The sequence below is a fragment of the Pseudomonas sp. RIT-PI-r genome, from assembly GCF_001297015.1.
Classification (GTDB): domain Bacteria; phylum Pseudomonadota; class Gammaproteobacteria; order Pseudomonadales; family Pseudomonadaceae; genus Aquipseudomonas.
Window position 1 is genome coordinate 57687 of sequence record NZ_LIGE01000037.1, and the last position, 14352, is coordinate 72038.

The window sequence follows — 14352 nt, forward strand, 5'->3', positions numbered from 1 at the left end:
CCTCTCCCCCGGGAGAGAAACGTACCTAACTCCCTTCCCTCCGGGAGAGGGCTGGGGTGAGGGGCTTTTGATCTTGATCTTGCCTCTTGCCCCCAACTCAAACTTTCAGGAGCCACGCATGTCCACCGAACAACTGTCGAAAACCCCGCTGCACGCTCTGCACATCGAACTCGGCGCCCGCATGGTGCCGTTCGCCGGCTACGACATGCCGGTGCAATACCCGCTCGGCGTGATGAAAGAACACCAGCACACCCGTGAACAGGCCGGGCTGTTCGACGTCTCGCACATGGGCCAGATCCGCCTGACCGGCGCCAACGCCGCCAAAGCTCTGGAAACCCTGGTGCCGGTGGACATCATCGACCTGCCGGTGGGCATGCAGCGTTACGCGATGTTCACCAACGAGACCGGCGGCATTCTCGATGACCTGATGGTCGCCAACCTCGGCAACGACGAACTGTTCCTGGTGGTCAACGCCGCGTGCAAGGATCAGGATCTGGCTCACCTGCAACAATACATCGGCGATCAATGCACCATTACGGCGCTGTTCGAAGAACGTGCGCTGCTGGCGCTGCAAGGTCCGGCTGCTGTTACCGTGCTGGCGCGACTGGCTCCCGACGTTGCGAAAATGACCTTTATGCAATTCGCTCGCGTGAATCTGCTGGGCGTGGATTGCTTCGTCAGTCGTTCGGGCTATACCGGTGAGGACGGTTTCGAAATCTCGGTGCCGGCCGCCGATGCCGAAAAACTGGCTCGCGCTCTGCTGGCTGAACCGCAAGTCCAGGCCATCGGCCTCGGTGCCCGCGACTCGCTGCGCCTGGAAGCCGGCCTGTGCCTGTACGGCCACGACATGAACACAGAAACCACGCCGATCGAGGCCAGCCTGCTGTGGGCGATTTCCAAGCCCCGCCGTGCTGACGGCGCACGCGCTGGCGGCTTCCCGGGGGCAGAAAACATTTTCGCCCAGCAACACAATGGGATTGCGCGCAAACGTGTCGGGCTACTGCCGCAAGAACGCACCCCAGTCCGTGAAGGCGCGGAAATCGTCAATGAAGCGGGCGAAATCATCGGCACCGTATGCAGCGGTGGTTTCGGACCAACCCTCGGCGGTCCGCTGGCAATGGGTTACCTCGACAGCGCTTATGTCACCCTCAATACAACCGTTTGGGCCATCGTACGTGGGAAAAAGGTGCCAATGCTTGTAAGCAAAATGCCATTTGTTCCACAACGCTACTATCGCGGTTGATTGACTGTTTCTATAAGTAACGCGATTGCGTAATGCGTGCACTAATGTGTAACGCAATCGCCACAAAAAAGTGCATTTTCCAACAACCGTTTCGAATATGAACTTTGCTTATAACCTTCGAAAACAATTGAACAAGCGATTCGTCTAAGGCTGCACTAGTGGACTGACAAACTGCCAGCAAGCGCAGTAAAACCGGGGTCTTCACAGGGCTTGTTTTTTCTCCCGTAGTTGGCGTAGAGTTTGTCCACTGTGTTTGCATGGGTCAGCTTGGAATCGTGACCTGGGCAGTAGCCTACAAGTTAGCTACATCCCGTTCGACGTCTTCTTACTCTCCTGCAACCAGCCCCAGTACTCTTTCATGAGAAAGAGACTGTCATCAATTTATGCGTCAAAGGAAATAAGAAATGTCCACACGTCAGAGCGGTACCGTCAAGTGGTTTAACGACGAGAAAGGTTTTGGTTTTATCACTCCAGAAAGCGGTCCGGATCTGTTCGTGCATTTCCGCGCCATTCAGGGCAACGGCTTCAAAAGCCTGAAAGAAGGCCAGAAAGTGACCTTCGTTGCTGTGCAAGGCCAGAAAGGCATGCAGGCTGACGAAGTACAAGCAGAAGCCTGATTTCTGTTACGAAAAAGCCCCTGATATTGATATCAGGGGCTTTTTTGTGCGCGCGATTCCGTAAAATGGCGCTTCACTTTGCGTCCAGAGGCTGCCATGTCGAAAAACCTGCTCACGCCCCAAGGGGATTTTCCTCCCGCTGGTCTTGGTCGCCGCCTGGCAGCGATGTTTTATGACTTCTTGCTCTGTACCGCGCTGCTGATCGTCACCGGTTTCGTTTACAAGTTGATTCAGGCAGCGATCATTGGCGAAGAGCGTCTACGAGTGATGACCGATGCCGGCAAGCTCGACGGCGATCCGCTCTACTCCACCGTGCTGCTGTTGGTGCTGTTCGCATTCTTTGCCAAGTTCTGGACCCATGGCGGGCAAACACTGGGCATGCAAGTGTGGGGGATTCGCGTGCAGAACGCCAATGGCACCGCGATCAGCCTGTGGCAGGCGCTGTTGCGGTTCATGGTGTCGATTGCATCGTGGTTGTGCGTCGGGCTGGGGTTCTTCTGGTCGCTGTACGACAATCAGAAGCGCACGTGGCATGACATCTACTCCGATACTCGCCTCGTGCGAATTCCGAAAAAGACCAAATAACTTCCAGACGCCAAATACCACTGTAGGAGTGAGCCTGCTCGCGATAGCGGTGTGTCAGTCAACATAATTGTTATCTGACACACCGCTATCGCGAGCAGGCTCACTCCTACAGCTTTATTCGTTGCCCGAAAGAGCTTAGGCGTTCCCGGCCAGTTTCATCCGTGCAGCTTGAGTAAAGTCGAGCATGCGCTTCAATGGACGGATCGCCTGCGGAATCAACGCCGGATCCACAAAGATCTCGTTCGTGCCTTCCTTCAAGCTCTTGAGCGTGCGCTCAAGGGTGTTCATGGCCATCCACGGGCAATGCGCGCAACTGCGGCATGCTGCGCCGTTACCGGCAGTTGGCGCCTCGATAAAGACCTTGTCCGGGCACAACTGCTGCATCTTGTAGAAGATGCCGCGGTCGGTCGCCACGATCAGCGTCTTGTTCGGCAACGACTGTGCAGCGGCAATCAGCTGACTGGTCGAGCCAACGGCATCTGCCAGTTCGATCACCGACGTCGGCGACTCCGGGTGCACCAGAATCGCGGCGTCCGGATACAGCGCTTTCATGTCTTCGAGCTGCTTGGACTTGAACTCTTCGTGAACGATGCAGGCACCGTCCCAGAGCAGCATGTCGGCGCCGGTCTTACGCTGAATGTAGGTGCCCAGGTGCTTGTCCGGCCCCCAGATGATTGTCTCGCCGTTGTCCATCAGGCTTTCGACGATCTCCAGCGCACAACTCGATGTCACCACCCAGTCAGCACGAGCTTTGACCGCTGCAGAGGTGTTGGCATAAACCACCACCGTGCGCTCCGGGTGCTGATCGCAGAACGCCGAGAACTCGTCGACCGGGCAACCCAGGTCGAGCGAGCAGGTCGCATCGAGGGTCGGCATCAGCACACGCTTTTCCGGATTGAGAATCTTCGCGGTCTCGCCCATGAACTTCACGCCGGCAACCACCACAGTCTTCGCCGGGTGGGCGTTGCCGAAGCGGGCCATTTCCAGGGAGTCGGATACGCAACCGCCGGTTTCTTCGGCCAGAGCCTGAATCACCGGATCGCAATAAAAGTGGGCCACCAGCACCGCATCCTGAGCCTTGAGCTCGGCGGCGATGGCGGCACGGTAATAAGCCTCTTCCTCAGCGGTCAGCGGTTTGGGCTGTTTGGCGTCGAGGTGGGCTTGAACCAGAAGGCGTTCGGAAATCTGCGTCATGTTCGCAAGACCTGCAGGCGCTTTCGCGCGAAAGTCGAGTATACACCCGGCTCCGGACCGCTAGAGGGTACCGCCGGGAGAGTGAGTATTATCAGGCACGGACAGCATTGAAGCTGCGCAAGGCTACAGAATATCCCGTTGATACAAAAGATGATTCTGACCTGCGTCAGCGCTGCGGGTATTGAATTAACGCATAGCGGAAATGCAGGCAAAAAAAAACCCGGAAATCCTCACTTTCGTGGGCCTTCCGGATTTTCTAAACCGCCAAATATGGTGGGTCGTGTGGGATTCGAACCTACGACCAATTGGTTAAAAGCCAACTGCTCTACCAACTGAGCTAACGACCCGCTGTGTGGTGGCGCGTATAATACTGATTTTTAAGGACTATTCAACACCTTTTTGAAAATAATCAAAAATAAGGTGTTGGGTCGTCCACACCAGCGGCCGCGAAGCCTTCTGCGCGCAGGCGGCAGCTGTCGCATTTGGCGCACGCACGGCCGTCATCGTCGGCCTGATAGCAGGAAACAGTGAGGCCATAATCAACGCCGAGCTTCACGCCCGCCTGAACGATCTGCGCCTTGCTCAGGTTCTGCAACGGCGCCTGAATGCGGAAGCCGTTGCCTTCAACACCGGCCTTGGTCGCCAGATTGGCCATGCGCTCGAACGACTCGATGAACTCGGGACGGCAATCCGGGTAACCGGAATAATCGACTGCGTTCACACCAATAAAGATGTCGCGCGCGCCGAGCACTTCTGCCCAACCCAGCGCCAGCGACAGGAACACGGTATTGCGCGCCGGCACGTAAGTCACCGGAATGCCTTCACCGAGTTCTTCGGGAATGTCGATGCTGGTGTCGGTCAGGGCCGAGCCGCCCATGCCGTTGAGGTTCAGGCCGATCACTTTGTGCTCGACCACGCCCAGGTCGCGAGCGACGCGTGCAGCCGCATGCAGTTCGGCGTGGGAGCGCTGACCGTAGTCGAAGCTCATGGTGTAGCAGGCGTAGCCTTCAGCACGGGCCATTGCCACGACGGTGGCCGAGTCAAGACCTCCAGACAGCAGGATTACCGCACGTTTTTCGTTGGTGTTCAGTTGTTCAGTCATATCAGCGCCCCGGCTCATCATTCCATAGATATTTATGCAGTTGCAGTTGCAACCGCACTGGCAAGTTGTCTGCCACCACCCAATCCGCCAGATCCCTGGCATTGAGGTCATGATGACTTGGGGAGAACAGCACTTCACCCGCACGTCGATCAAGCCCGTACTGGATCAGCTTCGATACCGCCCAGTCATAGTCTTCCCGCGAGCAGATGACAAATTTCACCTGATCGTTGGGAGTCAGCAGTTCGATGTTCTCGTAACGGTTGCGATGGGCTTCTTTCGAACCCGGCGTTTTCAGGTCGACAACGCGACTGACGCGCGGATCGACCGCCGAGACGTCGAGGGCGCCGCTGGTTTCCAGCGAGACCTCGTAACCGGCATCACACAACTGTTTGAGCAAAGGAATGGCGTTCGGCTGAGCCAGCGGCTCACCGCCGGTGACGCAGACATAGCGCGGACGAAATCCGGCCACTTGCTCGAGGATGTCGTCGAGGGTCCGCACGGTGCCGCCACTGAAGGCATAGGCGCTGTCGCAGTATTGGCAACGCAAAGGGCAACCGGTCAGGCGCACAAAAACAGTGGGCAGCCCGGCAGTCCGCGTTTCCCCCTGCAAAGAGTAGAAAACTTCGGTGATTCTCAATGTGTCTTGCATAGTCGCCACGGGCGTAACAGCTAAACAGGCTGTCCGCCTCCGTCAGGCACTTCAGGCAATCCCGCCAACGCGCAGACCGCAAGAAGCGTGTTTCAGAAAAAGGGCGTGAATTCTAACGAAAAAACCCGCGACAAGCGCGGGTTTCTTCTAAACGGGTAACACGACCTTACATGCGTTGCAGATCGCGTTGAGCCAGCTGAGCGGCAGAGGTACCCGGATATTGGGCCACCACCTGCTGAAGAATGCCTTTGACCTTATCGGTATGACCGAGGCGGCGCTCTACGTCAGCCAGCTTGTACAGCGAATCCGGCACTTTGGCGTGCTTGGGATACAGCTGCGAAACCTTGGCAAAAGCCTGACCTGCACCTTGCAGATCGCCCTTGGCCAGGTTCACTTCGCCCAACCAGTACTGGGCGTTGCCCGCGTATTGGCTGTTCGGGTATTTGCGCAGGAAAGCGGCAAAAGCCTGGCTGGCCTTGTCGAAATCCTTGGCTTTGATCAGGTCGAAAGCGGCATCGTAATACAGCTTTTCCTTGGCCGGATCAGCCGGTTCGCTACCCGCAGCCGGAGCCTGGGTTGCTGCAGCAGCCCCTGCACCAGCGGCAGCACCGGCAGCAGCGCTTGCGTCGCCACCGGCAGAAGAATTCTCGGGAGTCGCGGCAGGTGTAACGCCGGATCCTATGCGCCGATCAAGATCCTGGTATCGCTCCAGGGATTCCTGCTTCATGCGCGCAACCTGATTTTGCAGTTCTTCAATCACGCCTTGCTGGCGCGAAATCTGATCCTGCATCTGTTGCAATTGGTTGAACAGCATGCCTTGTGCCGAGGCAGGGGCCGAAGCCGCTCCCCCGGCATAGGCGCCGTTCGTACCGTAACCTGCAGGCGGATAACTGCTCCCGCTATTGTTATAACCGGAGTTGTCATCGACCACAGGAACCGCAGCCCACGCCGCAAGCGGCGCGAGGCTGAGAGCCAGAACAGTTACAGCACGACGGCACGTTCGCATATCGAATTACTTACGCAGTTCGACGCGACGGTTTTGAGCCCAGGACTGCTCGTCGTTGCCGGTAGCAACTGGACGCTCTTCGCCGTAGGAAACCAGTTCCAGCTGAGCTGGGGAAACACCTTGCAGTACCAGGTAGCGCTGAACGGCTTTCGCACGACGCTCGCCCAGTGCCATGTTGTACTCACGAGTACCACGTTCGTCGGTGTTGCCTTCCAGAACAACGCGAGCGCCGTTTGCTTTCAGGTCTTTGGCGTGAACGTCCAGAGCGCGCATGGCTTCTGGCTTCAGGTCCGAGCTGTCGTATTCGAAGTAGAAGGTGGTGATTGCGCGCAGAGCAGCTTCTTCGCTCAGGGAACCGTCAACGGCACCAGTGTTTGCGCCGTAACCAGCGTTTGGATCAACAGCGCCTTCACCGGCGTTGTCGCCGCCTTTGGACGAGCAACCTACAGCTACAGCCATGGCCAGAGCCAGCGCAGCAAATTTACCAAACTTCAGCATTTCCATCGTGAAACTCCTAATGAACCCCAGTGTGTTAAGTAAAACGTGTAGCGCCCGCTCACTTCAGGTAAGGGGACCAGGACGGTTCTCTGACTTCGCCTTGAGCGGTAGGAAGCGGGAGCCTAACGCGTCCATTAATGGACACGAGCATCAAGACTCCCCGGCCCTGTTGGCGGGTGGCGTAGATTACCATGGTGCCGTTGGGCGCAACAGTAGGTGACTCGTCCAGAGTGCTATCAGTGAGGATCTTTACACTACCTCGCTGCAAATCCTGGGCTGCCACCTTGAAATTGGTGAAGCCATCCTGACGATGGATCATCACCAAAGTCTTTTCATCCGCCGACAGTTTCGGGTTGGCGTTGTAGTTGCCCACAAACGTCACACGTTCGGCACCACCGCCACTGGCGCTGGTTTTGTAGATCTGCGGCTTGCCGCCACGGTCCGAGGTGAAGTAGATGGTCGAACCATCCTTGCCCCAGTACGGCTCGGTGTTGATGCCGGGACCGGCGGTCACACGGGTGATCTGGCGCGAAGCCAGGTTCATCACGTAGATGTCCGGGTTACCGTCTTTGGACAGTACGAACGCCAGGCGATCGCCGTTCGGCGACCAGGCTGGCGCGCCGTTCAGGCCTTCGAAGTTGGTGATCTGCTCACGGCGACCAGTGTCGATATTCTGCATGAAGATACGCGGACGCTTCTGCTCGAACGACACGTAGGCGATGCGCTTGCCATCCGGTGCAAAGCGTGGCGACAGGATCGGCTCACGTGATTGCAGCAAAGTCACGGCGCGAGCGCCGTCATAGTCCGAGCGCTGCAGGGTGTAACGGGTATTCTTCTCGGAGAAGCGTTCAGCCGTCACATACAGCAGGCGAGTCGAAAACGCACCCTCGATACCGGTCAGCTTCTGGAACGACTGATCGGAGATGAAGTGCGCCATGTCACGCAGTTGCTCTGGCGTACCGGAAACATTGCCGTCAGCTACTTTCTGCTCGGTGGCAACGTTGAACAGTGCCCATTGCACCTGCAGGCGGCCACCTGCGGGGGCAATGCTGCCAACCATGATGAATTGAGCATTTACCGCCTTCCAGTCACGGAAGATGATTTCGCTCGGCTGGCTTGGCTGACTGATCATGTTCTGCTTTGGAATCGGCGCGTAATAACCCGAGTTACGCAAATCGTTACCAATGATTTCAGCGATGTCGTCCGGCAGCACCGCACCGCCCTGAACACCAAATGGCACTACGGCAATTGGAGTCGCTTGGGAGCTGCCACTGCTGACCAGGATATTTTTTTCGTCCGCTGTAGCCAGGCCTGCAAAGCAGACCATGACGACGAGCAATCCTCGAAGAAGGTTTCTCACAAGGCTAGATCCTCAGGTGTGAATGTCATCTTGAATGAACGGTAGGGAGCGAAATCAGCTGGCTTCAAACCCTGCATTTCGGTCAACCGACCAATATTTTTTACTGCCGCGACTGCAGAACTGTCGAAAGGCACGTCGCCGCTGGAATTAGCCACCGAAACACCGGAGATCGTCCCGTCAGGCAGCATGTTGATTTGCAGGACCACCTTCATGCCCTTACGGGCCGATGGCGGCTGCGCCCAACCTTCCGATGCCCGTGAACGAATCAGATCATCGAAGTTACCTGCGGTTTCATCACCCACTTCATCCGCCATAGCCTGCTGACGCTCGGTCTTGTCGGAAAGCAAGTCAGCCAGAGCCTGCGCTTTCTTCTCTTCTACAGACTTGCGCGCCGCATCCTGCGCTTTCTTCTTCGCAGCATCGGCAGCAGCTTTCTTCTTCGCATCTTCGGCGATTTTCTTCTTCGCCTCTTCAGCTTCAGCTTTTTTCTTGGCGTCTTCGGCGGCTTTCTTCTTCGCGTCTTCGACGATTTTCTTCTTGGCTTCTTCAGCGGCCTCTTTCTTGGCCTCTTCTTTGGCCTCTTCTTCGGCTTTCTTCTTGGCTATATCAGCCAATTGTTTCTCTTCGGCCTTCTTGGCTTCGGCTTTCTTCGCGTCGTCGGCTTTTTTGGCGTCATCGGCCTTTTTCGCTTCGTCCGCTTTTTTAGCCTCATCGGCCTTCTTGGCTTCCTCGGCCTTTTGAGCCGCTTCTTCTTTCTTTTGTTCCGCAGCTTTCACCGCTTCCTGCTCGACCTTTTTCTGTTCCATCTGCTCGACTTCGGTCTGGCGCGCGGCGGATTTCTTCGCCTCACCCGCAATCTTCTGATTGGTCTGGGTGGTTGCCTGACTTTTCGATTTCAGCTGGTACAGGGTCGCCTGGACAATCGGCTTGGCCGGCGGCAGCTCCGGTGTGAAGGCGAAACTGACGAACAGCATGCCGAATACCAGCACGTGCAAGACGATCGCCCAGACACTAGGCCAGAAGAAGCTTTCCGAGGCGGACGGCTCTCTCTGTTGCTGCATCAGGGGGCCTCGGTGATCAGACCAACGTTACCGACCCCGGCTTTCTGCAACCCGCCCATGGCGCCCATGACCGAACCGTAGTCGACGGTCTTGTCACCGCGGATAAAGACCTGGGTACGCTTGCCGCCTTCGGTGCCGGCGCGAATGATCTTGGTCACCGCATCAGTCATCTGTGGCAGGGTCATCGCCCTGTCCTGTTGCTTCTCGGTATCGACTTCGCTGCCAAGGTTCCAGTAATAGGTCTTGTCAGCCTTGATCGAAATGGTCAGGACCTGAGTGTTGTTGTCCTGCGGCAAGGCTTCGCTGGAAACCTTGGGCAGATCAACTTTCACGCCCTGATTGAGCATCGGCGCGGTCACCATGAAAATGACCAGCAGTACCAGCATCACGTCGATGTAAGGCACTACGTTCATTTCGGCGACCGGCTTGCGCTTTTTGCGAGCTCGAGCGATTAAAGCCATTGGAAATTACCTGCTTATTCTTCGCTGGTGTGCACTTTGCGGTGCAGGATCGCCTGGAATTCATCGGCGAAGGTGTAGTAGCGGCCCAGCAAGGTTTCACTGCGAGCGGCGAAACGGTTGTAAGCGATAACCGCAGGGATCGCAGCGAACAGACCGATCGCGGTGGCGATCAGGGCTTCGGCGATACCCGGGGCCACGGTGGCCAGGGTCGCTTGCTGGGCGCTGGCCAGACCGCGGAAGGAGTTCATGATGCCCCACACAGTACCGAACAGGCCGATGTACGGGCTGACCGAACCGACAGTGGCGAGGAACGGCAGGCTCTGCTCCAGCTTCTCTTCTTCGCGGGAGATGGCGACGCGCATGGCCCGGGCCACACCTTCCATCACTGCTTCAGGATCGACACCAGGCTGCTGACGCAGACGCGAGAACTCTTTGAAACCGGCACGGAAAATCTGTTCCACACCCGAATCAGGATCCGGGTTGCTGCCCGCTTGACGGTACAGCTTGGACAGGTCGATACCCGACCAGAAGCGCTCTTCGAAGCTCTCCAGGGCGCGTCGACCGGCACGCAGCAGATTGCTGCGCTGAAAGATCATGATCCATGAGGTCACCGATGCGGCCACCAGGGTCAACATTACCAACTGCACCACGATGCTGGCATTGCTGACCAGGCTCCACATGGAGGAATGGTCGACGACGTTAGCTTCCACGCTTTATCTCCTGCTTTGAGTGTGTACCCGGGCCGACCGCGTCGGCGAAGGCCGCACGCAAGTCTTCGGGAAGGGCCCGGGGTTTCAAACTGTTAGTGCGCACACAGGCCACCAAAAACTGCCCCTCACAGAGCAGCACATTATCCGTTGCCCGCCTGACCTGCTGTTTGAAGCGCAGGCTGACCCGGTTCAATTCGATTACTTCAGCGCTTACCAGCAGTTCGTCGTCCAGTCGCGCCGGCGCGTGATAACGCGCTTCGCTGGAATGCACGACGAACAACAGGTCCTCTCCTGCCAGCTGCGATTGGGCAAAGCCCAGTTCGCGGAGCCGCTCGGTTCGAGCCCGTTCCATAAACTTGAGGTAATTAACGTAATACACGATGCCGCCCGCATCGGTGTCCTCGTAATAAACGCGACAACGATGTGCGAACGGCTCAAGCCCGTTTTGCGCGCGCATACTCTAGTGCTTACTCCTCAGGTTGCCAATCCGGCCAGGCAACTGTTTTTCATGGTTTCGAGGCTTTACTGCAAAAGTACCGTCCTCTGACCATACAAACCCTGAATAAATCGACAACAAATGTGTATTAATCGTCCACGGCATCGAGAAACTCGTCTACCACGGGCATCTCGCCCATTCGTGACGGAATGTTTAATCCGAAATGCAGATACGCATGCCGTGTCACTACCCGGCCCCGCGGCGTGCGCATGATGTAACCCTGCTGAATCAGGTACGGCTCCAGCACGTCCTCAATGGTATGACGCTCTTCGCTGATCGCCGCCGCCAGACTGTCGATGCCGACCGGTCCGCCATCGAACTTCTCGATCATGGTCAGCAGCAGACGCCGGTCCTGATGATCAAAGCCATGCTCATCGACGTCGAGCAGGTTCAGCGCCAGATCCGCCACCGCTTTGGTGATGTGGCCCTTGGCACGAACTTCGGCAAAGTCGCGCACCCGTCGCAGCAGACGGTTGGCGATCCGCGGCGTGCCGCGGGCGCGCCGTGCGATTTCGAACGAACCTTCGGGATCCAGCGGCAGACCGAGAATGGCTGCGGATCGACTGACAATCGTCGCCAGATCAGCTGTGCTGTAGAACTCAAGACGCTGGACGATACCGAAACGGTCACGGAGCGGATTGGTCAGCATGCCAGCGCGAGTGGTCGCACCCACGAGGGTGAACGGCGGCAGATCGAGCTTGATCGAACGCGCGGCCGGCCCTTCACCGATCATGATGTCGAGCTGGAAGTCCTCCATGGCCGGATACAGCACTTCTTCAACGATCGGCGACAGACGATGGATTTCGTCGATGAACAGCACATCGTGCGGTTCCAGGTTGGTCAGCAGCGCCGCCAGATCACCCGGACGCTCCAGCACCGGCCCGGACGTGCTCTTGATCGACACGCCCATTTCCTGGGCGATGATGTTGGCCAGTGTGGTCTTGCCCAGACCCGGCGGACCGAAGATCAGCGTATGGTCGAGGGATTCGCTACGGCCACGGGCAGCCTGGATAAACAGTTCCATCTGCTCGCGCACGGTCGGCTGGCCAATGTAGTCAGCCAGGCTGACCGGGCGGATGGCTCGATCCTGGACTTCTTCGCGCTCGCGCGGGCTATGCGCGGCGGCGATCAGACGATCAGCTTCAATCACTTAAATCATTCCCTTCAGGGCGCGGCGGATCAGATCTTCACTGCTCAAATTCTTGTCCTTGATGGCGGTAATAGCCTTGCTCGCTTCCTGCGGCTTGTAGCCGAGGGAAATCAGCGCGCTGACTGCATCGTTCTCGGCGGTGTTGACCGGCGCCGGGCCGTCTGGCTGATTCGGCACAAGAGCAAACATCGCTGGCGAAGTTTCCCAGGCCTTGAAGCGATCTTTCCGTTCGACCAACAGGCGCTCAGCGGGTTTTTTGCCAACGCCCGGGACCTTGGTCAGGGCCGAAGTGTCCTGGGATTGCACGCAACGGATCAGCTCATCGACCTCCAGGCTCGACATCAGCGCCAGCGCCAATTTTGGCCCGACACCATTGAGACGGATCAACTCGCGAAAAAAGTCTCGCTCACGCTTGCCAGCGAAACCATAGAGTAACTGGGCGTCTTCACGTACGACCAAATGGGTGTGCAGGGTCAGCGGTTCACCGACCGACGGCAGGCGATAAAGCGTGGTCATGGGCACTTCCAGCTCATACCCGAGGCCGTTTACATCCAGAATCAGGTGCGGCGGCTGTTTCTCAGCCAGAGTGCCGCGCAAGCGTCCAATCACGTTTCAGATCCTTGAGCATTGGCCAGCCATGGGCTGGCGACTGTCGAAAGGCAGATTGTCGGGCCGACGACCCAGGCGCAAACATCCGCTTTCAGGAAAATTGATGCTGATGCTATCAGAGACGCAGGCGCCCGCCACGACTGCGTGCCGCTCCCAAGCCGTGCGGCAGCAGACTGGAGCGGGTATGCGCATGGCAAATGGCGATGGCCAATGCATCCGAGGCATCGATTTGCGGTTTGGCGGTCAGCTTGAGCATGTGCATGACCATCATCTGCACTTGTTCTTTATTGGCGGCGCCTGTGCCAACAACCGCCTGTTTGACCTGAGTGGCCGTGTACTCGGCGATCTCCAGGCATTCTTCAGCGCCAGCGACAATCGCTGCACCGCGAGCCTGCCCGAGTTTCAGCGCCGAATCGGCGTTTTTCGCCATGAACACCTTTTCGATGCCCATCGTCACCGGGCCGTAGGTCTGGATGATCTCGCGTACGCCGCGATAGACGATTTGCAGACGCTCGTGCAATTCGCCCGCGCCGGTGCGGATGCAGCCCGAAGCGACATAAATGCAGCCACCACGCCCGGTATCGCGAACAATCCCGTAACCGGTGATACGCGAACCGGGGTCGATACCAAGAATTAAAGTCATAACGCCTGCAGATTCGGTAAAAGCACGATTTTCAAATCAACCCATAACAAATGTGGGAGCGAGCCTGCTCGCGAAAGCGGTTTCATCAACGGCAACGATGTTGCCTGAAAATCCGCCTTCGCGAGCAGGCTCGCTCCCACATTGAATCGTAGCCGCTCTTAACCGAGCTGAGCGGCCACGTCTTCCGGAATATCCGCGTTGGAGTAGACGTTCTGCACGTCATCCAGATCCTCAAGCATGTCGATCAGCTTGAGCACCTTCTCCGCGCCTTCCAGATCCAGCTCGGCGCTGGTGGTCGGCTGCATGACGATTTCCGCGTCATCGCCCTTGAACCCGGCTGCTTCCAGCGCGTTACGCACCGCATAGAAACTGGTGAACGAGGTGAACACGTCGATCGAACCGTCTTCGTGAGCGACCACGTCATCGGCATCGGCTTCCAGCGCCGCTTCGGTCAGCGCGTCTTCATCAACGCCCGGCGCGAAGCTGATCTGGCCTTTGCGCTCGAAGAGGTATGCCACCGAACCGTCGGTGCCGAGGTTGCCACCGCACTTGCTGAACGCGTGACGCACGGCTGCGGCGGTGCGGTTGCGGTTGTCGGTCATGCACTCGACCAACACCGCTACACCGCCCGGGCCGTAGCCTTCGTAAGTCAACTCTTCAACGTTGTCCGCTTCGGTCGCACCAGCACCGCGCGCCACGGCGCGGTCGATGATGTCGCGGCTCATGTTCGCGCTCAGCGCTTTATCCAGCGCCAGACGCAGACGCGGGTTGGAGCCCGGATCACCGCCACCCTGACGGGCCGCAACAGTCAGTTCACGGATCCACTTGGTGAAGATCTTGCCTCTTTTGGCATCCTGACGTTCTTTGCGGTGCTTGATGTTCGCCCACTTGGAATGACCTGCCATAACTCGCTCCGAATTCTCTTTGAAACGTTGCTCGCCCTGCTCATGCAGCGGCCAGCACACAAA

The 14352-nt window shown here is 57.7% G+C and carries 17 protein-coding genes and 1 tRNA gene; 3 read left to right on the top strand and 15 right to left on the bottom strand.

The window, feature by feature from the left end; translation table 11 throughout:
• The first annotated feature begins 118 nt into the window (after window positions 1-118).
• The 3 genes from gcvT to AK821_RS22445 all read left to right on the top strand — a co-directional run bounded on the left by gcvT (window position 119) and on the right by AK821_RS22445 (window position 2445).
• Window positions 119-1243, top strand: a complete 1125-nt coding sequence (gcvT, locus tag AK821_RS22435; protein WP_064391761.1) for a glycine cleavage system aminomethyltransferase GcvT — start codon at window positions 119-121, stop codon at window positions 1241-1243.
• A gap of 404 nt (window positions 1244-1647) precedes the next feature.
• Complete coding sequence (locus tag AK821_RS22440) at window positions 1648-1860, top strand: cold-shock protein (RefSeq protein ID WP_003227496.1); 213 nt, start codon at window positions 1648-1650, stop codon at window positions 1858-1860.
• A 96-nt stretch (window positions 1861-1956) separates the two neighbouring features.
• On the top strand, window positions 1957-2445 hold the full coding sequence (locus tag AK821_RS22445; RefSeq protein ID WP_064391764.1) for an RDD family protein: 489 nt from the start codon (window positions 1957-1959) through the stop codon (window positions 2443-2445).
• A gap of 135 nt (window positions 2446-2580) precedes the next feature.
• Here AK821_RS22445 and nadA read toward each other — a convergent pair whose 3' ends face one another.
• The 15 genes from nadA to AK821_RS22520 all read right to left on the bottom strand — a co-directional run bounded on the left by nadA (window position 2581) and on the right by AK821_RS22520 (window position 14289).
• Window positions 2581-3639 (bottom strand): quinolinate synthase NadA, encoded by a 1059-nt coding sequence (nadA, locus tag AK821_RS22450; protein WP_064391766.1) that lies wholly within the window; start codon window positions 3637-3639, stop codon window positions 2581-2583.
• 271 nt (window positions 3640-3910) lie between these two features.
• Window positions 3911-3986: transfer RNA gene (locus AK821_RS22455), tRNA-Lys, on the bottom strand.
• Between the two features lie 62 nt (window positions 3987-4048).
• On the bottom strand, window positions 4049-4741 hold the full coding sequence (queC, locus tag AK821_RS22460; RefSeq protein ID WP_064391768.1) for a 7-cyano-7-deazaguanine synthase QueC: 693 nt from the start codon (window positions 4739-4741) through the stop codon (window positions 4049-4051).
• A 1-nt stretch (window position 4742) separates the two neighbouring features.
• Entirely contained in the window at window positions 4743-5390 is a 648-nt protein-coding gene (queE, locus tag AK821_RS22465; protein WP_008080230.1) for a 7-carboxy-7-deazaguanine synthase QueE, read from the bottom strand.
• Between the two features lie 166 nt (window positions 5391-5556).
• Entirely contained in the window at window positions 5557-6396 is an 840-nt protein-coding gene (gene ybgF, locus AK821_RS22470; RefSeq protein ID WP_064391770.1) for a tol-pal system protein YbgF, read from the bottom strand.
• A gap of 6 nt (window positions 6397-6402) precedes the next feature.
• Window positions 6403-6900 (bottom strand): peptidoglycan-associated lipoprotein Pal, encoded by a 498-nt coding sequence (gene pal, locus AK821_RS22475; RefSeq protein ID WP_003178634.1) that lies wholly within the window; start codon window positions 6898-6900, stop codon window positions 6403-6405.
• 52 nt (window positions 6901-6952) lie between these two features.
• Window positions 6953-8254, bottom strand: a complete 1302-nt coding sequence (gene tolB / locus AK821_RS22480; protein WP_064391771.1) for a Tol-Pal system beta propeller repeat protein TolB — start codon at window positions 8252-8254, stop codon at window positions 6953-6955.
• Window positions 8251-9315, bottom strand: a complete 1065-nt coding sequence (gene tolA, locus AK821_RS22485; RefSeq protein WP_064391773.1) for a cell envelope integrity protein TolA — start codon at window positions 9313-9315, stop codon at window positions 8251-8253. The genes tolB and tolA overlap by 4 nt, the downstream gene beginning before the upstream one ends.
• A complete protein-coding gene (tolR, locus tag AK821_RS22490) occupies window positions 9315-9767 on the bottom strand; it encodes a protein TolR (RefSeq protein ID WP_161806672.1) in 453 nt (150 codons plus the stop codon). The genes tolA and tolR overlap by 1 nt, the downstream gene beginning before the upstream one ends.
• A gap of 23 nt (window positions 9768-9790) precedes the next feature.
• Window positions 9791-10486, bottom strand: coding sequence for a protein TolQ (gene tolQ / locus AK821_RS22495; protein ID WP_008080223.1), 696 nt, complete (start codon window positions 10484-10486; stop codon window positions 9791-9793).
• Complete coding sequence (gene ybgC / locus AK821_RS22500) at window positions 10476-10943, bottom strand: tol-pal system-associated acyl-CoA thioesterase (protein WP_064391775.1); 468 nt, start codon at window positions 10941-10943, stop codon at window positions 10476-10478. The genes tolQ and ybgC overlap by 11 nt, the downstream gene beginning before the upstream one ends.
• Before the next feature lie 127 nt (window positions 10944-11070).
• Window positions 11071-12132 (bottom strand): Holliday junction branch migration DNA helicase RuvB, encoded by a 1062-nt coding sequence (gene ruvB / locus AK821_RS22505; RefSeq protein WP_064391777.1) that lies wholly within the window; start codon window positions 12130-12132, stop codon window positions 11071-11073.
• On the bottom strand, window positions 12133-12741 hold the full coding sequence (gene ruvA / locus AK821_RS22510; RefSeq protein WP_064391779.1) for a Holliday junction branch migration protein RuvA: 609 nt from the start codon (window positions 12739-12741) through the stop codon (window positions 12133-12135).
• 115 nt (window positions 12742-12856) lie between these two features.
• Window positions 12857-13384: a crossover junction endodeoxyribonuclease RuvC gene (gene ruvC, locus AK821_RS22515; protein WP_025112787.1), complete on the bottom strand. Its 528-nt coding sequence runs from the start codon at window positions 13382-13384 to the stop codon at window positions 12857-12859.
• A 158-nt stretch (window positions 13385-13542) separates the two neighbouring features.
• Window positions 13543-14289, bottom strand: a complete 747-nt coding sequence (locus tag AK821_RS22520; protein WP_016983823.1) for a YebC/PmpR family DNA-binding transcriptional regulator — start codon at window positions 14287-14289, stop codon at window positions 13543-13545.
• Window positions 14290-14352 lie beyond the last annotated feature (63 nt).